General features: G+C 69.4%; 19 protein-coding genes. 7 read left to right on the forward strand and 12 right to left on the reverse strand.

Going from position 1 to position 19,865, the window contains the following annotated elements; all coding sequences use genetic code 11:
- Positions 1 to 156 precede the first annotated feature (156 nt).
- Entirely contained in the window at positions 157 to 1,389 is a 1,233-nt protein-coding gene (tyrS, locus tag GFK26_RS10735) for a tyrosine--tRNA ligase (RefSeq protein ID WP_153281953.1), read from the forward strand.
- Between the two features lie 56 nt (positions 1,390 to 1,445).
- Here the strand turns inward: tyrS and GFK26_RS10740 are convergent, their stop codons facing one another.
- Positions 1,446 to 2,060 (reverse strand): OmpA family protein, encoded by a 615-nt coding sequence (locus GFK26_RS10740; protein WP_153281954.1) that lies wholly within the window; start codon positions 2,058 to 2,060, stop codon positions 1,446 to 1,448.
- A gap of 4 nt (positions 2,061 to 2,064) precedes the next feature.
- Complete coding sequence (locus GFK26_RS10745) at positions 2,065 to 2,556, reverse strand: FecR family protein (protein ID WP_153281955.1); 492 nt, start codon at positions 2,554 to 2,556, stop codon at positions 2,065 to 2,067.
- Between the two features lie 148 nt (positions 2,557 to 2,704).
- Here GFK26_RS10745 and GFK26_RS10750 point away from each other — a divergent pair, with 148 nt between their 5' ends.
- Both GFK26_RS10750 and dtd read left to right on the forward strand, forming a co-directional pair.
- Entirely contained in the window at positions 2,705 to 3,619 is a 915-nt protein-coding gene (locus GFK26_RS10750; protein ID WP_153281956.1) for a cation diffusion facilitator family transporter, read from the forward strand.
- Entirely contained in the window at positions 3,616 to 4,059 is a 444-nt protein-coding gene (gene dtd, locus GFK26_RS10755) for a D-aminoacyl-tRNA deacylase (protein ID WP_153281957.1), read from the forward strand. Before GFK26_RS10750 ends, dtd begins: the two co-directional genes overlap by 4 nt.
- Here dtd and GFK26_RS10760 read toward each other — a convergent pair.
- Genes GFK26_RS10760 through GFK26_RS10770 form a run of 3 tightly spaced genes read right to left on the reverse strand, consistent with a single transcriptional unit; the run spans position 4,031 to position 6,080 of the window.
- Positions 4,031 to 4,645 carry a class I SAM-dependent methyltransferase gene (locus tag GFK26_RS10760; RefSeq protein ID WP_153281958.1) on the reverse strand — a complete coding sequence of 205 codons (615 nt, stop codon included), beginning with the start codon at positions 4,643 to 4,645 and terminating at the stop codon, positions 4,031 to 4,033. The two genes, dtd and GFK26_RS10760, sit on opposite strands and share 29 nt — an antisense overlap.
- A gap of 15 nt (positions 4,646 to 4,660) precedes the next feature.
- A complete protein-coding gene (gene ybeY, locus GFK26_RS10765; RefSeq protein ID WP_095947949.1) occupies positions 4,661 to 5,128 on the reverse strand; it encodes an rRNA maturation RNase YbeY in 468 nt (155 codons plus the stop codon).
- A gap of 1 nt (position 5,129) precedes the next feature.
- Positions 5,130 to 6,080: a PhoH family protein gene (locus GFK26_RS10770; RefSeq protein WP_194274065.1), complete on the reverse strand. Its 951-nt coding sequence runs from the start codon at positions 6,078 to 6,080 to the stop codon at positions 5,130 to 5,132.
- A 20-nt stretch (positions 6,081 to 6,100) separates the two neighbouring features.
- Here GFK26_RS10770 and ruvA point away from each other — a divergent pair, with 20 nt between their 5' ends.
- From ruvA to GFK26_RS10790, 4 genes are all read left to right on the forward strand, one after another.
- Positions 6,101 to 6,673 carry a Holliday junction branch migration protein RuvA gene (ruvA, locus tag GFK26_RS10775; RefSeq protein WP_056577514.1) on the forward strand — a complete coding sequence of 191 codons (573 nt, stop codon included), beginning with the start codon at positions 6,101 to 6,103 and terminating at the stop codon, positions 6,671 to 6,673.
- Entirely contained in the window at positions 6,670 to 7,566 is an 897-nt protein-coding gene (locus tag GFK26_RS10780; RefSeq protein WP_153281960.1) for a hypothetical protein, read from the forward strand. The genes ruvA and GFK26_RS10780 overlap by 4 nt, the downstream gene beginning before the upstream one ends.
- A gap of 35 nt (positions 7,567 to 7,601) precedes the next feature.
- Positions 7,602 to 8,594: a helix-turn-helix domain-containing protein gene (locus GFK26_RS10785; RefSeq protein ID WP_153281961.1), complete on the forward strand. Its 993-nt coding sequence runs from the start codon at positions 7,602 to 7,604 to the stop codon at positions 8,592 to 8,594.
- A gap of 119 nt (positions 8,595 to 8,713) precedes the next feature.
- Positions 8,714 to 10,120 (forward strand): aldehyde dehydrogenase family protein, encoded by a 1,407-nt coding sequence (locus GFK26_RS10790; RefSeq protein WP_228121965.1) that lies wholly within the window; start codon positions 8,714 to 8,716, stop codon positions 10,118 to 10,120.
- A gap of 35 nt (positions 10,121 to 10,155) precedes the next feature.
- On the opposite strand, the gene GFK26_RS10795 is transcribed toward GFK26_RS10790, so the two are convergent.
- From GFK26_RS10795 to GFK26_RS10825, 7 genes are all read right to left on the reverse strand, one after another.
- A complete protein-coding gene (locus GFK26_RS10795) occupies positions 10,156 to 11,307 on the reverse strand; it encodes a serine hydrolase domain-containing protein (protein ID WP_153281962.1) in 1,152 nt (383 codons plus the stop codon).
- Positions 11,304 to 13,613: a primary-amine oxidase gene (gene tynA / locus GFK26_RS10800; protein WP_153281963.1), complete on the reverse strand. Its 2,310-nt coding sequence runs from the start codon at positions 13,611 to 13,613 to the stop codon at positions 11,304 to 11,306. The genes GFK26_RS10795 and tynA overlap by 4 nt, the downstream gene beginning before the upstream one ends.
- Before the next feature lie 69 nt (positions 13,614 to 13,682).
- Positions 13,683 to 14,645 carry a helix-turn-helix domain-containing protein gene (locus GFK26_RS10805; RefSeq protein ID WP_153281964.1) on the reverse strand — a complete coding sequence of 321 codons (963 nt, stop codon included), beginning with the start codon at positions 14,643 to 14,645 and terminating at the stop codon, positions 13,683 to 13,685.
- A gap of 127 nt (positions 14,646 to 14,772) precedes the next feature.
- Positions 14,773 to 15,774 (reverse strand): Bug family tripartite tricarboxylate transporter substrate binding protein, encoded by a 1,002-nt coding sequence (locus GFK26_RS10810; protein ID WP_153281965.1) that lies wholly within the window; start codon positions 15,772 to 15,774, stop codon positions 14,773 to 14,775.
- Between the two features lie 25 nt (positions 15,775 to 15,799).
- The gene (locus tag GFK26_RS10815) at positions 15,800 to 17,080 is read right to left on the reverse strand and encodes an alkyl sulfatase dimerization domain-containing protein (protein WP_153281966.1); all 1,281 of its coding nucleotides are present in this window, start codon (positions 17,078 to 17,080) and stop codon (positions 15,800 to 15,802) included.
- Positions 17,077 to 18,423 (reverse strand): DUF1254 domain-containing protein, encoded by a 1,347-nt coding sequence (locus tag GFK26_RS10820; protein WP_153281967.1) that lies wholly within the window; start codon positions 18,421 to 18,423, stop codon positions 17,077 to 17,079. The genes GFK26_RS10815 and GFK26_RS10820 overlap by 4 nt, the downstream gene beginning before the upstream one ends.
- A 5-nt stretch (positions 18,424 to 18,428) precedes the next feature.
- Complete coding sequence (locus GFK26_RS10825) at positions 18,429 to 19,817, reverse strand: DUF1254 domain-containing protein (RefSeq protein ID WP_153281968.1); 1,389 nt, start codon at positions 19,815 to 19,817, stop codon at positions 18,429 to 18,431.
- Positions 19,818 to 19,865: the final 48 nt, after the last annotated feature.

The following is a 19,865-nucleotide window of genomic DNA, read 5'->3' on the forward strand; positions in this document are numbered from 1 at the left end:
GTGGATTCCAACTCAGGTTCTGCCGGTCCGTGCTGCAAGGCCCAGTGCGTTCAGGGCGGCAGGAGACGGTGCGGAAAAAAGCGCCGCTTAGAATCCGGCGCTTGAAAGTCGGGCTGAGTATAGCTTCGGCCACCGGAAAAACCGCCAAAAAAGCCCATGAACGCCGAATCTGTTACATCCACCAGCCTCTCGGATGGTGTAAGACAAGCCCTCGAAATATCCCTCCGCGGCGCTGACGAGCTGCTGCCGCAGGACGAGTGGGTGAAGAAGCTACAGAAGGCCGAAGCCTCCGGCAAGCCGCTGCGAATCAAGCTGGGCCTGGACCCGACCGCACCGGATATTCATATCGGACACACGGTGGTGCTCAACAAGATGCGCCAGCTCCAGGACCTGGGGCACCGCGTGATCTTCCTGATCGGCGACTTCACCTCCTTGATCGGCGACCCCTCGGGCCGCAACAGCACCCGCCCGCCGCTCACGGCCGAACAGATCCGCGCCAACGCCGAAACCTACTTCGCCCAGGCCAAGCTGGTGCTGGACGAGTCGAAGACCGAGATCCGCTACAACTCCGAATGGAGCGACCCCCTGGGTGCACGCGGCATGATCCAGCTGGCGGCCAAGTACACGGTGGCGCGCATGATGGAGCGCGACGACTTCAACAAGCGCTTCAAGGCCGGCCAGTCGATCTCGGTGCACGAGTTCCTGTACCCGCTGATGCAGGGCTACGACTCGGTGGCGCTCGAAAGCGACCTCGAGCTGGGCGGCACCGACCAGAAGTTCAACCTGCTCGTCGGTCGTCATCTTCAGCAGGAATACGGCCAGGAGCCGCAGTGCATACTCACTATGCCGCTGCTCGAAGGGCTCGATGGCGTCGAGAAGATGTCCAAGAGCAAGGGCAACTACATCGGCATCAGCGAAGACGCCAATAGCATGTTCGCCAAGGTGCTGTCGATCTCCGACACGCTGATGTGGCGCTGGTACACGCTGCTGAGCTTCCAGTCGGTGGCGCAGATCGAGGCGCTCAAAGCCGAGATCGCGGCCGGCCGCAACCCGAAGGACGCCAAGGTCGCGCTGGCCAAGGAAATCACCGCACGTTTCCACAGCGCGGCCGCGGCCGATGCGGCGGAGCAGGACTTCATCAACCGCAGCAAGGGCGGCGTGCCCGACGAAATTCCCGAAGTGGCGCTGAGCGGCGCCCCGCTGGGCATCGGCCAGTTGCTCAAGCAGGCCAACCTGGCGTCTTCGTCCGGGGAAGGCAACCGCCTGATCGACGGCGGCGGCGTGCGGGTCGATTCGGTCGTGGTGTCCGACAAGGGCCTGAAACTGCCCGCGGGCAGCTACGTGGTGCAGGTCGGCAAGCGCAAGTTCGCGCGGGTGACCCTGAGCTGATCGACAAAAAAGGCCCTTCCGGGCCTTTTTCAATGGCGGGGTCAGTCAGCGCGGAATCAGCGGACCTCGATGGTCACGCGCCGGTTGCGCGGCTCGTCCACCTCGTCGGCGGTCGGCACGGCCAGGTCGCGTTCGCCGCGGCCCACGGCCTCGATGCGAGCCGCCGGGAACTGGCGCTCCACGAACAGCTGGGCCACTTCCTGGGCGCGGCGGCGCGACAGCTGGTCGTTCTGCTCGCCGGCACCCTTGGTGTCGGTGTGGCCGGTCACCACGATGTCGCCGCCGCTGCGGGCCAGCGCGGCGGTCAGGGCCTCCGTCATGATCTGCTGCGATGCCGCCGTGAGCGTGGCCGTGCCCACCTCGAAGAACACCGTGTAGCGCTGCGGAGGCGGCGGGCGCATGTCGAACAGGGGCTTGTTCTCGGCCTGGACCTTGGCCGCGTCGGCCTGGTCGACCACCGGTGCACCGCTCTTGCCCACTGCGGCCGTGGCGCGCTGGTAGGGCTTGGAAAGCACTTCTTCGCCGTCCTTGGCGCGCACCACCACGGCGGAGGGCGTGCCGTCGGCCTGGGGCAGCAACACCACGCGCGTGCCCGGCGTGGAACAGGCGGCTAAAAAGAGGGCGACCGTGGTCGCAAGAAGAAGGGAGGAGCGGCGTAACAGGGTCTGCATCTGGTCAGGGTTGGCCGTCGGTCTGCACGATGAAGTCCGTGCCCCGAATGCCGATGGTGGCGGTCTGGGTTTCGACGCGCACGGCGTCGGGGTTGGTCTTGCCGATGAGGCCCGTGATCATGCGCATCGAGCCGCGCAGCAGCGACACCAGCATGCCGCCGTCGCGGGTGGTGCCGTCGAAGTGGAATTCCTTGAGGTCCATGCGCGAGGACGGGCCGACCATCAGCGTGGTGTTGTCGCGCAGCACGACGGCCGCCGACGAATCCGGGCCGGTCACGATGCGATCGACCGCGCCCAGTGCGTCGCCGGGGGCTGCGTTGCGCGTGGCACCGGCGCCGTCGAGCAGCTGGACGCTGCCGCGCACCGACTTCACGAACCCGGCCTGCTGGGGTGCTGCGGCCGCGGGCGCCGCAGCGGCGGGTGCCTGGGCCTGGGCCAGGGTGGCTGCGCCGACGATGGCGAGCCCGAGGGCTGCGGTCAAAAAGTTCTTCATCATTTGCCTCTCTGTGACTGATTGCTTCGCAATGAGCGCAAATATTAAGGCGGAGGCGTTACATATGGTCACGCGGCTGATAATTCAGCCGATTCCTGCGACGTAATGCCCGCCCGCACAGGCCCTTTTTACCTGATCTTGTTCTTTCTGCATGACGTTGACCCCTAAAACGCTGCTTCGCGTCTCCGTCGCCGTGGCCCTGCTCACCATCCTCCTGAAGGGCTGGGCGGGCTACCTGACGAACTCGATGGGCCTCATCTCGGACGCCATGGAGTCGTGCGTCAACCTCGCGAGCGCCATGTTCGCGCTGGCCATGGTGACCATCGCCGAGCGCCCGGCCGACGAGGACCATCCCTACGGCCACCACAAGGCCGAGTACTTCTCGTCCGGCTTCGAGGGCCTGCTGATCGTGGCCGCCGCGGGCGCCATCCTCTGGGTGTCGGTGCTGCGGCTGATGGCGCCGCAGCCGCTCGAGCAGCTGGGCTGGGGCCTGGCGCTGTCGGTAATCAGCTCCGGGTTCAACGCGGCCCTGGCGTTCATGCTGTTCCGCGCGGCGCGCGCGCACCGCTCCATTGCCCTGGAGGCCGACGGGCGCCACCTGATGACCGACGTCTGGACCTCGGTCGGCGTGCTGGTCGGCATCGTGGCCGTGCACTTCAGCGGCTGGCTCTGGCTCGACCCGCTGATCGCCATCGGCGTGGCGCTCAACATCGTGCGCGAGGGCTTCAAGCTCGTGTGGCGCTCCTCTCAGGGCCTGATGGACGAAGCGCTCGACGCCGAGACCATCGCCACCGTGCGCGCCACGCTCGACGCCTTCGCCGCAAACCATGCCGAAGGCGACCGGCTGCGCTTCGACGACATGGTGACGCGCGGCGCCGGCCAGCGCCGCTTTGCCGACCTGCACATGCACGTGCCCGGCGACTGGACCCTGCAGCGCGCCGCCAACCTGCGCGACGAACTGGAGCAGGCCCTCATGGACGCCGTGCCCGGCCTGCGCGTGACCATTCAACTGCTGCCGCTCACCATGGAAGCGCGCGCCACCCGACTCGAGGACCACCATTCATGAAAGCCGTGCTCCAGCGCGTGGCGCACGCACGCGTCGACATCGCAGGCCAGACTGTCGGCGCCATCGAGACCGGCCTGCTGGTGCTGCTGTGCGCCGAACGCGGCGACACCGACAGCGTGGCCGACCGCCTGCTCGCCAAGATCCTCAAGCTGCGCATCTTCTCGGACGAGGCCGGCAAGATGAACCGCAGCGTGCAGGACATCGGCGGCGGCCTGCTGGTCGTGAGCCAGTTCACGCTGGCCGCCGACGTGAGCGGCGGCAACCGCCCCAGCTTCACGCTCGCGGCACCGCCCGACGAAGGCCGGCGGCTCTACGACTACTTCGTGGCGCAGGCGCGCGGCGCACATCCCGTGGTGGCGACCGGCGAGTTCGGCGCCGACATGCAGGTGCACCTGCTGAACGACGGGCCGGTCACGATCCCGCTGCAGATGACGGCGTAGGCCGGAGCACGGCCTCCCACGCCACCTTGGGTTCGTCGTAGCGCAGCACCCGCACCTCTTCGAGGTGCTGCAGCTGCCAGCCCTCGGCAAACAGCCGCTTGACCGCGGCGCGGTCGAAGAAGCGCTTGTGGATGCCGTCCACCTCGTAGAAGACATCCTCATCGTGGCCGCTCGCCGACGGGCCGCGTGCGCCGTGGTGCAGGTCGTTGACCGAGTTGAGGCGGCACAGCAGCATGCCACTTGGCCGCAGCACGCGATGGATGCGCCGCACCAGCGCCAGTGTCTCGTCCCACGCGAAGTAGTGCAGCGACAGGCTCGCGAGCACGGCGCCGACCGTGGTGCCCTCCGCCAGCGGCCACGCCTCGCGGAAATCGCCGCAGTGGAATTCCGCGCCCGTCGGCACGCGTTGCCGCGCCTGCGCCAAGGCCTCGGACGACAGCTCGACCGCCACCACCCGCAACCCGGCTTCGACCAGCGTGGCGGTATCGCGACCGGCTGCGCACCCCAGTTCGAGCACCGGCCCCTCGCCGGCGCATTCACGCAGCAGCGGCAGCCAGCGCGGCAACCAGGGATCGGTGTCGGACACTGCTGCGGCCTCCGGTCAGCGCCCGTACGGGCTGCGAATGCCCAGGCCCGCGAGGATCTCGATTTCGTACGCTTCCATCTCGTCCGCGTCGGCGTCGCTCGTCTCGTGGTCCCACCCTTGCGCGTGCAGCGTGCCATGCACCAGCAGGTGCGCGTAGTGCGCGGCGAGCGTCTTGCGGTTTTCTTTGGCCTCGCGTGCCACCACGGGCGCGCACAGCACCAGGTCGGCCATCACGACCGGGCCCTGCGCGTAGTCGAAGGTGAGCACGTTGGTGGCGTAGTCCTTGCCGCGGAACTCGCGGTTCAGGCGCTGGCCTTCTTCGGCATCGACGATGCGCACGGTGATCTCGCCGTCGATGTCCAGCGCGTGGCGAATCCAGCGGTTCACGCTGTGGCGCGGCAGCGCGGCGCGGTGGCGCTCCACGCCCTTGAAACGCCCGAACTGCAGCGACAGCGACAGCGCAGGAAGCAGCGAAGCCGCCATCTCAGTGGCCTCCCGCGCGCTTGCGCTGGCCGTCGTAGGCATCAACGATCTTCGCCACCAGCGGGTGACGCACCACGTCGGCACTCGTGAAGTGCGTGGTCGCGATGCCGGCCACGCGCTTGAGCACGCGCTCGGCGTCGATCAGGCCGCTGAGCTGGTGCTTGGGCAGGTCGATCTGGCTCACGTCGCCCGTCACCACCGCCTTGGCGCCGAAGCCGATGCGCGTGAGGAACATCTTCATCTGTTCCACCGAGGTGTTCTGCGCCTCGTCGAGGATCACGAAGGCGTTGTTCAGCGTGCGCCCGCGCATGAAGGCCAGCGGCGCAATCTCGAGCGCGTTGCGCTCGAAGGCCTTCTGCACCTTCTCGTAGCCCATGAGGTCGTACAGCGCGTCGTACAGCGGGCGCAGGTAGGGGTCGACCTTCTGCGTCAGGTCGCCCGGCAGAAAGCCCAGGCGCTCGCCCGCTTCCACGGCCGGGCGCGTGAGCACGATGCGCTGCACCGCCGCCCGCTCCAGCGCATCGACCGCGCAGGCCACCGCCAGGTAGGTCTTGCCGGTGCCGGCCGGGCCGATGCCGAAGGTGATGTCGTGCTTGGCGATGTTGTCCAGGTACAGCGCCTGCGTGGGCGTGCGGGCGCGCAGGTCGGCGCGGCGCGTGACCAGCATGGCCGCGTCCTCGTCGCTCATCGAGCCGTCGCCGGCCAGCGTGAGCTGCACCACGGCCGGGTCGATGGCGCGCTGGGCGATCTCGTACAACGCCTGCAGCACCTCCATGGCGCGCTGCGCGGTGGCCTTGGGGCCGTCGACCTTGAACTGCTCGTGGCGGTGCGCGATCTTCACGCCCAGGGCCTCCTCGATGCGGCGCAGGTGCGCATCCAGTGGGCCGCACAGGTGGCCGAGGCGCGAATTGTTCAGGGGGGTAAAGGTGTGTCGCAGAATCACGCCGGACATTTCAAGGAAAAAGGGCACCCATGATAGGCAAACTGACCGGCACGCTGGCAGAGCGGAATCCCCCGCAGGTGGTGGTGGACTGCAACGGCGTCGGCTACGAGGTCGACGTGCCGATGAGCACGTTCTACAACCTGCCGAACGTCGGCGCGAAGGTGTCGCTGCTCACGCACTTCGTCGTGCGCGAGGACGCGCAGATTCTCTACGGCTTCGGCACCGCCGAGGAGCGGGCGGCCTTCCGCCAGCTCATCAAGATCACCGGCGTGGGCCCGCGCACCGCGCTGGGCCTGCTCTCGGGCATGAGCGTGGGCGAACTGGCGCAGGCCATCACCACGCAGGAGCTGGGCCGGCTCGTGAAGATCCCGGGCATCGGCAAGAAGACCGCCGAGCGGCTGCTGCTCGAGCTCAAGGGCAAGCTGGGCGCCGACATCGGCCTGCCGGCGCATGCTGCGTCCGATGCGCAGGCCGACATCCTGCAGGCGCTGGTGGCGCTGGGCTACAGCGACAAGGAAGCCGCGCTCGCGCTGAAGGCGCTGCCGAAAGATGCGAGCGTGAGCGATGGCATCAAGATGGCGCTGAAGGCCCTGGCGAAGTGAGTTGGCGCGAGGCGTGGTCGCGCGCGCAGGCGCTGCGCCACGAGTCGACCGAGACCGACGCGGTGCTGATGCACACGGCGATGGTCCTCTCGGTGCCGATCATCTGGCTCTACGGTTTCGCGGGCGTGGCCTACGGCCAGTTGCCGATGCTGACGCCGGCCGGCTTCGTCGACATGCCGGGCGTCTGCGCATGGCTCACGGCGGTCATGGCTTTCGCGGTCGGCATCGTGTTCATCGACTGGCTGGTGCGCGGCGACGTGGCGCCGCCGCCGGTGCCGGCGTCGATCGTCGTGCGGCACTGGCAGTCGGGCTGGCCCCGGTCACCGGCGTTGCCGCCGCAGCCGTCGCCCGGCTTCCTGCAGGGCAGCGCGTCTGCGTTTCGCAACGTGTGCCTGAGCGTCGCGGCCATCGCCTGCCTGTCGGCGCTGGTGTTCAGCGGCCTCGACACGCTGGGCTGGTCGGTCGTCGCACGGCCGGGCGGCCTCGCACCGCGCGCCGAGTGGCCGCTGTACCCGCTGCCGTGGATCTGGCCCTGGCTGCTGCCGCTCGCGCGACAGCCCTTCATGCTCGGCACCGTCGTGATCGGTGCCGTGCTGTTCGTTGCGGCGATCCTGATGCGCTGGCGCCGGGTGCGCGGCGCGTGGTTTCCGTTTTTCGCGGCGCTGCCGATCCTCGTGGCGCCGAACTTCCTGGGCACTGCCGGCTTCGACTACGCCGCCGCGCGCGGGCTCGGCGGCCTGAACGAACCCGCACTGGCGAGTGCGCTCGCGCAGCATCCGGGGCGCTACAACGTCTACACTTTCCTGAGCCTGTGGTGCGGCATCGGTACCGGCACGGTCGGCCTCGTGCTCGGCTTCTGGTTCGGCCGCTCGCGGGTCATGGACGAGGACTGAGCGCTGGCCCGGCGCCCTGCAAGGAGACACCCTCTGTGAGCGCTTCTTTCTTCGACTCGCCCGCGCGCATGACCGGCGGCCCCCTCACGCCGCTGATGCGCGCCGAGATGCCGTTCGAGCTCGTCGCCCCGCGCCTGCAGGCCGTGTGCGGCAACTTCACCCCCGTGCCCATGCCGCGCCAGCAGACCGTGTCGGGCGGCATCGAGGTGCGGCGCGCCGGCGGGGTCGACGTGGCGCTCATCGGCCAGAACCTGCAGCGCGTGCACCGCGATGCGCAGGCCATCCGGCGCGACGACCGCGAACATTTCTTCCTCGTGTTCCAGGACCACGGCGGCGCGCTCATGTGCCATGGTGCGCAGCAGATCGCGGTGCAGGCCGGCGACATCGTGCTGATCGATTCGGCGCGGCCCTCGGAGTTCGTCTACGACGGCGCCAGCTCGCAGCAGGTGTCGGTGCACCTGCCGCGCGCCGACATGCTGGCGCGCTTCGGCCCCACGTTGCAGGGCGGCGTGTGCGTGCGGCGCGGCGATGCGCTGGGCTTTGCGATGCGCGCCATCCTCGCGCGCATGCTCGACAGCGGGCAGTCCGACGACGACCACCTCGTGGAGGCCTTTCTCGGCGTGTTCGGCTCGGTGCTGGTCGAGCGCGCGCGACAGTCGCCCGCGCTGCGGTCGCGCAACGCCGGCGAAGGTGTGCTGCGCCGCGCGATGGACCATGTGGCGCTGCAGTTCCACGACCCGGCCTTCCATGCGGGCGAACTGGCGCGGCACCTGGGCGTGTCGCCGCGGCTGCTGCAGCGGGCCTTCGAGGCAGTGGGCGTGTCGCCGAGCCGCCACATCCTCGACACGCGGCTGGCGGCGGCGCGCGACGCACTCGATGCGGCCGTCCGCCGCGGCGGCCCCGCGCCGGCCATCGCACAGGTCGCCTACGACTGCGGCTTCAACGACCTGTCGTTCTTCTACCGCGAGTTCCGCAAGCGCTACGGCGTGCCGCCGGGACGCCTGGCGCTTGGACCCCTGACGCACTGACGCCTGAGTCCATTCGCTGACGCTTGGCTCCAAGACGCCGGCCCCTGCTTTTCCTACATTGATCGGGCGCGCCCGCCCTGCGGCGGCGCGTTCCAGCGTCAACCTACAAGGACAAAGCAATGCAAGAGACAAGAATGACGATCGGTGGTCGCGCGGTGCCAGGCACGGCTTCCTTCGAAGTGCGCAACCCCGCCAACGGCCAGGTGATCGGCACGGCGCCGAACGGTTCGCGCGACGACCTCGCCGCCGCCGTGGCCGCCGCGCAGAAGGCCTTCACGAGCTGGTCGCGCAAGTCCGACGACGAACTGGCTGCCGCCTGCCGCGCCGTGACCGAGAAGATCGGCGCGCACGCCGAAGAGCTGGCGCGCCTGCTCACGCTGGAGCAGGGCAAGCCGCTCAACGGCCTCGGCTCGCGCTGGGAGCTGGGCGGCGCCGCGGCGTGGGCCGGCGCCACCGCGGCGCTGTCGCTGCCGCCGCGCGTGCTGCAGGACAACGCGCAGGGCCACGTCGAGATCTTCCGCAAGCCCGTGGGCGTGGTCGGCTCGATCACGCCGTGGAACTTTCCCGTGCTGATCGCCGTGTGGCACGTGCTGCCGGCGCTGCGCACGGGCAACACGGTCGTCATCAAGCCCTCGCCGTACACGCCGCTGGCCACGCTGCGCTTCGTGGAGCTGCTCAACGAGGTGCTGCCCGAAGGCGTGGTCAACAGCGTGAGCTGCGACGACCGCACGTCGAACCTCGGCGCCGACATGGCGAGCGACCCCGTCATCCGCAAGATCGTGTTCACCGGCTCCTGCGCCACCGGCAAGAAGGTGATGCAGTCGGCCGCCAGCACCATGAAGCGGCTCACGCTCGAGCTCGGCGGCAACGACGCCGGCATCGTGCTGCCCGACGCCGACCCCAAGGCCATCGCCGAAGGTCTGTTCTGGGGCGCGTTCCTCAACAACGGCCAGACCTGCGCGGCCATGAAGCGCCTGTACGTGCACGCGAGCATTCACGACGACGTGTGCGAGCACCTCGCGGCCTTTGCCAAGCAGGTGCCGATGGGCGACGGCATGGACGAGAAGAACGTGCTCGGCCCGGTGCAGAACCGCATGCAGTTCGACAAGGTCGCGCGGCTCGTGGCCGATGCGAAGACCAAGGGCCAGCTGCTCACCGGCGGTGCGCCGGGCGAGGGCCTGTTCTTCCCCGCGACGATCATTGCGGGCCTGAAGAACGGCGATGCGCTGGTCGACGAAGAACAGTTCGGTCCCGCGTTGCCCATCATCCGCTACACCGATGTCGAAGAGGCCATCCGCGCCGCCAACGACAGCGAGAACGGCCTCGGCGGTTCCGTGTGGTCAAAGGACATCGAGCATGCCAAGCGCATCGCGTCGCGCCTGGAGTGCGGCTCGGTGTGGATCAACAAGCACGGCGCCATCCAGCCCAACGCGCCCTTCGGCGGCGTGAAGGCCTCGGGGCTCGGCGTGGAGTTCGCGGAAGAAGGGCTGAAGGAGTACACCGACGCGCAGGTGATCTTCTCCTGAGTGAAGCTCAGAGCGTGGCGGGTGCCGCGCTCTGCCTACGTCCGCAGCGCGGCAGTCAGTGCGCCGAGCAGCGCAAGGGTTTCGACCAAACTCGGCGTGTGCAGCGGTGCCGGCCACGTGCTGTGGATCGCGACCACGAGCCGTTCTTTCGGATGGATGTAGATCTGCTGGCCGAAGATGCCGAGCGCGGCGAACAGGCCGCCGTCGAGCTCGGGCAGTGCCTTCGCGCCGGTCGGGAAGGTCCACCACTGGTAGCCATACCCCATCGGTTCGAAGCCCGCGAGCGTGCCGGGCGCGAGGTGGCTGGCTGCATCGACGCGCGTGGCATCGGCCACCCAGCCGTCGGGCAGCACCTGCTGGCCGCCGGCCACGCCGCCGCCGAGCACGAACAGGCCGAAGCGCCCGAAGTCGCGCAGCGTGGCGTTCACGCCGCTGCCGGTGAACTCCTGGCCATCGACCGCATCGAGCTGCCAGTAGGCATCGGCCTCCATGCCGAAGGGCGCCCAGATCTTTTGTGAGAGGTAGTCGCTGATCGGCCGGCGGATCGCGCTGGCCAGGATCTCACCGACGAGGCAGGTCTCGCCGGTGCTGTAGTTGAAGCGCGTGCCCGCCGGCGCCACGCGCGGGCGCTTCGCCATGAACTTCAGCACCGCGCCTTTTTCCTGCGTGAGCTGCACGCGCAGCAGCTGGCGCCGGTCGGAGTCGGCGTCGAGGTAGTCCTCGTTCCAGGCCACGCCCGAGCTCATCTGCAGCACCTGCTTCACTGTCACGTCGTCGTAGGCCGAGCCGCGCAGCGCGGGCAGGTAATGCACCACCGGGTCGTCGAGGCTGTCGATGTGGCCGTCTTTCACAGCCGCACCGACCAGCGTGGAGGTCAGCGATTTCGCGACCGAGAACGACAGCCACTTCGTCGCCGCGTCGTTGCCCATGGCGTAGCGCTCAAGCACGACGTGGCCGTCCTTGAGCACCAGCAGCCCGGCCGTGTGGTTGCGCGCCATGAAGGCGTCGATGCCGAAACGCTGTGCATCGATGGGTGCGCCCTCGGGCAGCGGATGCACGTGCGTGCCGCGCCGGATCGCGCGCGTCGCGTAGAGCCGGTCCATGTGGCGGTAGGTCGGCGCCTGCAGCGCGGGCGGCAGCGTCATCAGGTCTTCGTAGCGGCCGATGGCCGCGTCGGGCGCGCTCATTTCGCGGGAGGCCGGTTCAGCCCCAGCGTCGGCGTCTCGTCGAAGAAGTTCCACGGCTTGAGCAGCGCATGCACCCACTCGGTCGGCATGATCGGCCACTCCTCGGCGCGCGCGACGTGCGTGGTGCCGGTCGTGAGCCACACCACGTTGTCGGTGTTCACGATCTCCTGGTTGTCGGCCGTGAACTGGCCCAGCCCCGTGTCCTTGTTGGAGCGGTTCGGGTACTTGCCTTCGGGGAACAGCTCCTCGGGGTCGTAGCGCGTCACCCAGAGCTGGCGGTCCATGAAGCTCAGGCGGTGGTTGATCCACTCGTCCTTCGCGAAGTTGGCGCCCTTGGCAATCGGGTGCGTGCCGCCCGCGTACGGCACCAGCTGGTACGACACCGGGTTGCCGACCTTGTTGTTGCGCGACGGATTGCTCAGCAGGCGGATGGTCGAGGGGTCGAACTTCTGCGCTGCCTGCTGCTCGGTGCGCACCGTGCGCTGCACCGTCTGCATGGTGCTGGTGCGCGGGCCGCCGCGCGTGTTGGGCAGCACCACGGGGTCGACCTCGGTGAGCGTGTTCTGCTCGCCGTCCACATCGAGGTCGAGGCGGAAGTTGTAGATGTGCTGGTGCGTGGTGCCGACGATGTGGTGGTCCAGCAGCGTGCCGTAGCGCGTGTCTTCGGCGGCCGTCGGGTCCTGCATGGTGCGCGCCTTCACGCCCTTCACGGCCTCGATGCCAGTGGCGCCCGCATGGATGCCGATGGTGCCGTTCTCGGCGAACACCCAGTCGAACAGGTAGTCGTAGTTGCCCACCGTGCTGATCCAGCGCACCACCAGTTCGCGCCGCTCGGTGCTGATGTTGGGCTTGCCCATTTCCTGGTGCTTGAACTCGGGGTCGGCATAGCGCTCGAAGACCGCGATGGCGCGCGGCACCTTGGTGGGCGCGCCGGTGTAGTCGGCCAGCGTGGCATCGAGCAGCACGGCGTTCTGCGGCGCGTCCTTGTTCGGTTCGATGGGCGAGGTGAGCGTGCCCATGCCGTACTCGCCCGAGTCGAGGTAGGCCTTGAAGTACCAGCCGGTGTCGGGGTCGCCGTAGGGCACGATCATCCCGCCCAGCGAGCCCTCGTACATCACCTTGCGTTTCGTGCCCTTGTCGTTGTACGTGACGGTGGAGAGCACCAGGCCCACGCGCGCGTCGAGCCGCACGTGGAAGTCCCAGTTGCGCCAGTGCATCGTGTGGCCGGTGATCGTGTAGTTCTTGCCCTCGGGCTCGGTGATCTCCAGCGGCTTGGGCGCGGGCGTGGCCGCGCGGTCGCGCCCGTCGTAGGGCGTGGGCTTGAGCGGCACGGGCACGAGGCCGCCGTCCTCGATCTTGATGACCTTCTTCTGCTCCAGGTCGACCACTGCCACCAGCCCCTCGATGGGGTGCGCCCAGTAGTTGCCGTCGCCCACGTCCAGGTAGCTCACCACCTTCAGCAGGCGGTCTTCCTGGCGCAGCGAATCCTTGCCGTCGAAGTAGCCCACGGTGAGCGGCGTGGCGACCACCTTCTTCACGTCATTTATGCCGCGCGTGGCGAGCGCCCTGGCGTAGTCGGCGCTGGCCTCGATGGCGGTCTGCACGGTGGCGAAGTCGTCCAGCAGCACCATGCCGTGCGCGCCCTCGATGGGCTTCCATGCGGTGAGCGTGCGCGCCGCCAGATCGACCGTGCCTTCGATGACCTTCTTGCCGTCGAGCGCCACGAAGGCCGCCTGGCGCGGCGCGCGCACGGGCTGGCCGGTGAGCGCGAAGTTCCAGACCTCGTCCTTGGGCGGGCGCTTCACGCTGATCTCGGTGAAGCGCAGGCCGGCCTTGTAGCGCCCCGAGGCCTTCAGCACCTCGAGTGCGGTCTTGATCTCGGCCTCGGTGAGCGGGTTCAGCGGGTTGGGCACGCGCTCGACCACGAAGGTGGTGTCCAGGCTCGACTGGAACACCTGGTTCACGAAATCGTGCGGCACGTAGGCCGCGCCCTTGCGCATCGTCACGGGCACGTCGAGCTGCATCGGCTGGCCGTTGACCAGCGCCGTCTTCGAGCCGGGCTTCAGGCGCACCAGCGTGCCGTTGCGCGCCACGGTGAACACGTTGGCAAAGCTGTCCCAGCGCAGCGTGCCGCCGAAGTCTTCCACCGTTTTCTTGAGCGGCACCATGTGCGCCGCGCCGCCGTGGGCCCGGGCCGGCTCAGGGCTCAGTGTGCCGAGGGCGAACGCCAAAGCGGTGGCCAGGGCGGTGCCCAGGAGACGCCGCGCGGCCCCGCGGACCGGCGTTCGGTGGAAACTGCTGCGCATGGCTGCATCCTTCTTCGCATGTTGTGTGGGACAACCGCGAAGTTAAGAGCGCCGCCGGCGCAGGCGTTATCAAGATTTGGCAAACCACCGCGCGCGCGTGGCGGACGGCAGTTCGCCGAACAGGCGTGTGTAGTCGATGGCAAAGCGCGACAGGTGCCAGAAGCCCCAGCGCGCGGCGATGTCGCCGATGGTGTCGTCGCGGCAGGCCTGCATCTCGCAGCGCACGCGGTTCAGGCGCATCACGCGCAGGTAGGTGACGGGGCTCAGGTGCAGCACGTCCTCGAAGGCGTACTGCAGCGAGCGCCGCGACACGCCCGTGGCCGCGCACAGGTCGGGCACGCTGATGGGCTCGTCGGCGTGCGCCTGCATGTACTCGCGCGCCTTCGCCACGATGTGGCGGCGCGCCGCCGAGCTGGCGGGCAGCCGGGCCTCGAAGGCGTCGGAGCCCATGCACTGCAGCACCGCGTCGGCCAGCGACAGCGACAGCATGTGGCGCGCGGCCGGCTGCTCCAGCTGCGCGAGGTTGTCGCGCGCCAGCGACAGGGCGGCGCCGAGCAGGCGGGTGAACGCGGTCTCGTCAAAGCCCGAACGTTCGACTGGCGCGGGCACCGGCATGCGCAGCGCGAAGTCGGGCCCGAACAGCGTGGCGGCCAAGTCGGCCAGCGGTTCGGTGTCGACGCACACGGCCATGAGGTCCATGCCGGCGCCGGCCAGCAGCTCGAACTCGCGCTGCGGCGACAGCGCGATGAGCCGCCGCCCGTCGAGGTCATGGCCGCAGTACCAGCTGCCCGGGGCCGTGACGTCGATCACGGCCAGGCACAGCGCGCCCGGACGGCCGAGGCCGTGCTGCAGCACCGTCTGGTTGGCGTGTTCGTGGAACACCTGCACGAAGTCGAGGTGCAGGTCTTCGGACAGCCCCTCGAAGCGGCCGTTCGAGAGCTGCTCGTAGTGCTGTTTCCAGGTGCCCACGCCCGAGGCCTGGGCCTGGGCTTCGGTGGTGAGTTGTCGGCTGAAATGAAGGAGCTCGGTCATGGTGCGCGCCGGCGCAGTTGCCATCGCTCCACCGATGAGCAGAAACCGTGCCTGTCAGCGCGCAGTGTGTGGGAAGCGCCGCCGGCCGACCACGTTGCTTACCCTTGGTCAGGCCGGCCCGGGGCGCCTACTCAAGCGTCAGGCCGATGTCCTTCACCAGCGCGCCCCAGTCCCGCAGGTCGTTTCGGATCGTGGTGGCGAACTGCTCGGGCGTGTTCTGCGGCAGGTCGTTGAAGTTCAGCTCGTACATGCGGCGCACCACCGCGGGGTCGCGCAGCACCTGGTTCACGGCCTCGTTGAGCTTCTTCACGATCGCCGGCGGCGTCTTGGCCGGCGCCATCAGGCCGTACCAGGCGTAGGTGGTGAAGGGGTAGCCGCTCTCGGTCATGGTCGGCACGTCGGGCAGCATCGGGATGCGCGAGGGGCCGCTGTTGGCCAGCGCCCGGATGCGGCCGGCGCGCACGATCTCCACGGTCGACGAGATGTCGGCGAAGGCCGCATCGACCTGGCCGCCCACGAGGTCCTGCACGCAGGGGCCGCTGCCCTTGTAGGGCACGTGCGTCATCACGAGGCCGGCCTGCTTCTTGAGGCTTTCCATCGCCAGGTGGCCGCCCGAGCCGGCGCCCCACGAGCAGTAGCTGAGCTTGTCGGGCCGCGCCTTGGCGTAGGCGACGAACTCCTGGATCGTCTTCACCGGCAGGTCCTTGCGCACCAGCAGCAGGTTGCCGCCGCGCCCGACCTGCGCGATCGGCACGAAGTCTTTCTGCGGGTCGTAGGGCAGCTTCTTGTAGAGGCTGGGGTTCACCACCATCGTCGCGGCGTAGGTGAACAGCAGCCGGTAGCCGTCGGGCGTGGCGCGCGCCACCGCCTCGCTGCCGAGGATGCCGTTGGCGCCCGGGCGGTTGTCGACCACGAAGGGCTGCTTCAGGATCTTGCCGAGGCCGTCGCCGATGAGCCGCGCCATGGTGTCGGTGCCGCCGGCCGGCGCGGTGGGCACCACCAGCGTCACGGGCTTGTCGGGGTAGTTGTCGGCCTGTTGTGCGTGGCTGGCCGTTGCCAGTGCGGCCAGGGAGCAGGCGGCCAGCAGCGTGCGCAGGCCGAAGCGGAAGTGTTGTTCTGTGTTTGTCATGGTGCGTGTCTCCGATGGAAAGGCCTCAGCGGATGCCGAAGCGCGCCTGCGTGCCTTGTTCGATCATGTCCGCGCCGACGCGGTACAGGTTGCGCGAGACGTAACTGGGCACTTCGCGCGCCCGCTCGCGCAGCCATTCGGCCTTGAGCGAGCGCGCCTCGGCGATCTCGGGCGCGTCGCCCCCGGCGGTGGCCAGCAGGTCGATCACATGCAGCGCGAGCTGCCACTGCTTGCCGGCAGCCAGCGTGCGTGCCTGGTCGATCACGCCGCGCTTGTCGGTGATGGCGTCGGCCACCGCGCGGCCGATGGCCTCGGGCGCGGCCGGATGCAGCGAGGTCGGGTTGCGGTCCCACCAGCCGTTCTCGGAGCGGTAGATGTCGCGCACGATGTAGCCGGGGTCGCCGTAGGTCGGCTTCATCCAGTCGACCGCGAACAGCTCGTCGGGAAAGCGGATGCGCGCCAGGATGTCGCGCTCGTTGAGCCCCTCGTTCATGAGCCGCACCACCTCGGCGCGCAGCCAGCGCAGCGCGCGCGCCGTGTGCAGGAGCACGTGCTGCACCTGGTCTTCGCCTTCGAGCGTGGCGCCGAATTCGCGCACCGCCTTGCGTGGGTTCAATGCCGCGAGCGCCTCCAGCGTGTCGGCCCAGCGCACCGTGTCGCGCATCGTGCGAAAGGGCGTGCCGATGTTGGGAATCGAATCGATCAGCGCCGCGCCGCCGTACAGCACGCGCTGCGCCGGGCTCCACAGCGCGATCGCGTCGTCGGTTTCCGAGGGCGCCCAGCGCAACTCGATGCGGCGCTCGCCGCTGCCGATCTGCAGCACGTCGTCGAAGGTCTCGGTGGGCGGGTGCGTCACCAGCCGGTGGTCGAAGAAGCCCGCGGGGCGGTTGAATTGGATCTCGGCCATGCGGTGCTGCAGGGCCATCGTCTCGCCGTAGCGCGCCAGGCGGCGCGGCACGTTGCGGTGCGCAATGATCCGCGGCGGTGCATCGCCGCGCGCGGCGGCATGGGCCAGCCACATCGGCACGCCGGCGTTGTAGCCGATGTGGCCGTGGCTGAAGCACAGCGCATGCACCGGCGCGTCGCTGAGCTGGCGCAGCGCATCGATCATGCCCTGCGTCACCGAGCCGCCCGGGCCGGCGTCGATCACGACCAGGCCCGCGTCGGTCTCGGCCACGAACGACTGGCCCTGTCCGCGCAGGATGTGCAGGCCCGGCGCGACGGTCTCGGTGCCGGAGCCGACGATGAGGAAGGGCTTTTCTTTTTCTTCTGCTGCTGCTTGGGGTTTTTCAACGGTGGCGCTCATGCGGAATCCTTGGTGACGGTGAGGGGCGGCAGCACATAGCGGCCGTCGAGCAGTTCGGCGCGCGGCACGTAGGCGCGCAGGCAGAGATAGAAGCTGCCTTCAGGCGCCGGCAGCCAGTTGGCGAGTGCGGCATCGCCAGCACCCTGGACCTCAGGTCGCGCATGCTGGATGTGCAGCGTGAGCCCGCCGTCCGCATCGCGCCGCAGCCCCGGCGTGCGGTCGCCGATGGCGTAGCGGTCGATCGGGTTGTCGACCAGCATGTAGTCGCGCGTGTCGTACATCGTGAGCGACCAGAAGGCGTCGACCGGCGGCAGCGCGTCGGGGGCGAAGCGCAGCGTGTAGCGGCGCTGGCCGGTGAGCGGCTCGCCTGCGGCGTCGTGCCAGGCCATCGGGTAGGTGGCCTCGCGGCTTTCGAGCATGCCGATGTACTTGAGCGCGACCAGCGCGCGCGCGAGGTGATCGTCGCCAAAGGAGCCTTCGACCAGCGGCATCTGCACCCAGCCCGAGGCCGTGGTGCGGCCCGACTGCGCCTCGCGCAGCCGCGGCAGCACGGTGTCGAGCGCGGCCTGCAGCGCGGCGCGCTGGCCGTCGTCGAGCGCGCCTGCGCCAGCGCCGATTCCGAGCGCCGCATAGCGCGCAAGCCGCGCCGCATCGCCCGCCGGCGGTGCGTTGTCGCGCAGCGCCGCGTTCACCTGCGCGGCGAAGTGCTCGGCCGTGAGCGGCGCCTTCGGATCGCAGGCCGGGTCGAATGCGCGCGGCACCGAAGCGCGGCCGGCCTGCCAGTCGGCCAGCGGGCGCACGAGAAAACCGTCTTGCAGCGCGTTGACGGCCGGCACGTCCTGCGGGCCGTCGACCAGCAGGCGCCCGATGATCCACAGCCAGCGCGTGGGCGCCTCGATGCGCGCGGCCGGTGCGTCGAAGGCGGCGGGCAGCGTGCCGCGCCATCCCGGCGGCGTGACCACGAAGGAACGCGCTGCTGTGCCCGTGAGGCGCTGCCCGAGGTGGGCAAAGGGGTTGGTGAAGAAGTCGAGCAGGCCCAGCACGTAGTAGCGGCCGGCGGTGTCGGGCACGTCGATCACCAGCGGGCCGTCGCCCAGGTCGAGCCAGGCGTTGGTGTAGAGCGTGTCGTTGTTCGGCGTGACGACGCGGCTCTTGCCCGCGCGCAGCAGCTGGCGCGCGTGCGTGAACACGTTGCACCAGCGCTGCGGGCGCGGCGCCTCGCCGGCGGCGTCGGTGCGCTGTGGCGAGGTGGCCGCGCGCATGCGGCACATCTCGTAGAGCGGGTAGGCGTAGACCACGGCCTCTTCGGCCACGGCGTGCAGGGTGTCGGTGTGCGGCTGCATCGTGCTCAGTCCTGCTGGGCCTGCAGCGCGGGGATGCGCCAGCTCTGCACGCCCTCGCGCGGGTAGTACATGCGCAGGATCAGGTAGAAGCGCCCGGCCGGCGCGGGCAGCCAGTTGGCGGCATCGGCGGGGCGCGCGTGGCTCACCACGAGTTCGAGGCTGCCGTCGGTGTTGCGCTTCAGGCCCGGTGTGCGGTCGCCGATGGCGTGGCGGCGGATCTCGTTGGGGTAGAGAAAGCGGTCGGTGTCGTACAGCGTGACCGACCAGAACGCGTCCGCGGGCGGCAGGTCGCCGGCCTCGAAGCGCATTGCATAGCGGTGCTGGCCGTCCAGCGGCTCCTGCTTCGCATCGTAGTGCGCGGCGGCGTACACCGCCTCGCTGGTGGCCAGCGCGCCCAGGCCCAGGTAGGCGGTGCGCGCGCGGCCGAGGAACTCGTTGCCGTAGCGGCCGGTGGCCGGCGTCATCGACCAGGGCTTGGGCCGGCGGTTGCGGCCCACCGCGCCGACCAGCTGCACGCCCTCGGCGAAGCCTTCGATGAGGCCTTCGCGCAGCGGTGCTTCGAGCGCGTCCCACGAGAACGCGGCGTTCGCCAGCAGCCCGCCCTGGCCGAACCACGCCACGAGGCCGCGGTCTTCCACGCGGCCCGGCGCTTCGGCCAGCGCGTGGCACACGTTGGTGAAGAAGCGCGGCGCCACTTCGGCGGCCGGCTCGCCATGCTCGAAGGCAGCGGCCATGGCGTCTTCGTGCGGGCCGGCCCACTGTTCGATGGCAGCCGGGCGGCCCTGCAGCACGGTGCCGGGTGCGGGCGCGAGCAGGATCTCCGACTGCAGCGCGCGCGCGGCCGGCCAGTCGCTTTCATCACCCACGAGGATGCGGCCGATGAGCCAGACCAGATTGGTCGGGCAGCGCACCACGCGGTGGGCGGCGAGCGATTCCGGCACCGTGCCGCCGGGGCCCACGAGCACCACGGTCTCGCCGTCGGGGTTGCAGTTGCGCGGGCCGAGGTTCTCGAAGTTCTCGGTGTAGGCGTCGTACAGCGGCAGCACGAAGTAGCGCCCCGGATGGCGCGACGACGCGGGCACCGTGAGCAGCATCGGCCCGTCGGCCAGGTGCAGCCAGGCCATGGTGTAGAGCAGGTCGTTGGCGGGCGTGACCACGTCGCGGTCCTGGTCGGTGGAGGGGCGCGGCGCGTGGTGCAGCGTGTTCATCGGCGCGCGCACATCGGAGCCGGGCGAGGCGCCGCTGCGGCGTTCGGCGCGCGGCGCCGTCTGCATCGCGCAGGTGCGGTAGGTCTCGGTGAGCGGATAGCCGTAGACGAAGGCGGCCAGGCCGATGGAGCGGGCGAGCGCCTTGCGGGCGACGGCGATGTCGGGAGCGGAGACGGGAGCGTTCATGAGAAAGACCTCGGAGCTGGGGTTCGGAAAGAGAGTGCGGAGAGACGG

The organism is Variovorax paradoxus (assembly GCF_009498455.1).
Lineage (GTDB): Bacteria > Pseudomonadota > Gammaproteobacteria > Burkholderiales > Burkholderiaceae_C > Variovorax > Variovorax paradoxus_H.

Bases quoted from the DNA above. Each gene is read 5' to 3' on its own strand.
- tyrS (WP_153281953.1), top strand. From the start codon at position 157: ATGAACGCCGAATCTGTTACATCCACCAGCCTCTCGGATGGTGTAAGA.
- GFK26_RS10740 (WP_153281954.1), bottom strand. From the start codon at position 2,060: ATGCAGACCCTGTTACGCCGCTCCTCCCTTCTTCTTGCGACCACGGTC.
- GFK26_RS10745 (WP_153281955.1), bottom strand. From the start codon at position 2,556: ATGATGAAGAACTTTTTGACCGCAGCCCTCGGGCTCGCCATCGTCGGC.
- GFK26_RS10750 (WP_153281956.1), top strand. From the start codon at position 2,705: ATGACGTTGACCCCTAAAACGCTGCTTCGCGTCTCCGTCGCCGTGGCC.
- dtd (WP_153281957.1), top strand. From the start codon at position 3,616: ATGAAAGCCGTGCTCCAGCGCGTGGCGCACGCACGCGTCGACATCGCA.
- ybeY (WP_095947949.1), bottom strand. From the start codon at position 5,128: ATGGCGGCTTCGCTGCTTCCTGCGCTGTCGCTGTCGCTGCAGTTCGGG.
- GFK26_RS10770 (WP_194274065.1), bottom strand. From the start codon at position 6,080: ATGTCCGGCGTGATTCTGCGACACACCTTTACCCCCCTGAACAATTCG.
- ruvA (WP_056577514.1), top strand. From the start codon at position 6,101: ATGATAGGCAAACTGACCGGCACGCTGGCAGAGCGGAATCCCCCGCAG.
- GFK26_RS10790 (WP_228121965.1), top strand. From the start codon at position 8,714: ATGCAAGAGACAAGAATGACGATCGGTGGTCGCGCGGTGCCAGGCACG.
- GFK26_RS10795 (WP_153281962.1), bottom strand. From the start codon at position 11,307: ATGAGCGCGCCCGACGCGGCCATCGGCCGCTACGAAGACCTGATGACG.
- tynA (WP_153281963.1), bottom strand. From the start codon at position 13,613: ATGCGCAGCAGTTTCCACCGAACGCCGGTCCGCGGGGCCGCGCGGCGT.
- GFK26_RS10805 (WP_153281964.1), bottom strand. From the start codon at position 14,645: ATGACCGAGCTCCTTCATTTCAGCCGACAACTCACCACCGAAGCCCAG.
- GFK26_RS10810 (WP_153281965.1), bottom strand. From the start codon at position 15,774: ATGACAAACACAGAACAACACTTCCGCTTCGGCCTGCGCACGCTGCTG.
- GFK26_RS10815 (WP_153281966.1), bottom strand. From the start codon at position 17,080: ATGAGCGCCACCGTTGAAAAACCCCAAGCAGCAGCAGAAGAAAAAGAA.
- GFK26_RS10820 (WP_153281967.1), bottom strand. From the start codon at position 18,423: ATGCAGCCGCACACCGACACCCTGCACGCCGTGGCCGAAGAGGCCGTG.
- GFK26_RS10825 (WP_153281968.1), bottom strand. From the start codon at position 19,817: ATGAACGCTCCCGTCTCCGCTCCCGACATCGCCGTCGCCCGCAAGGCG.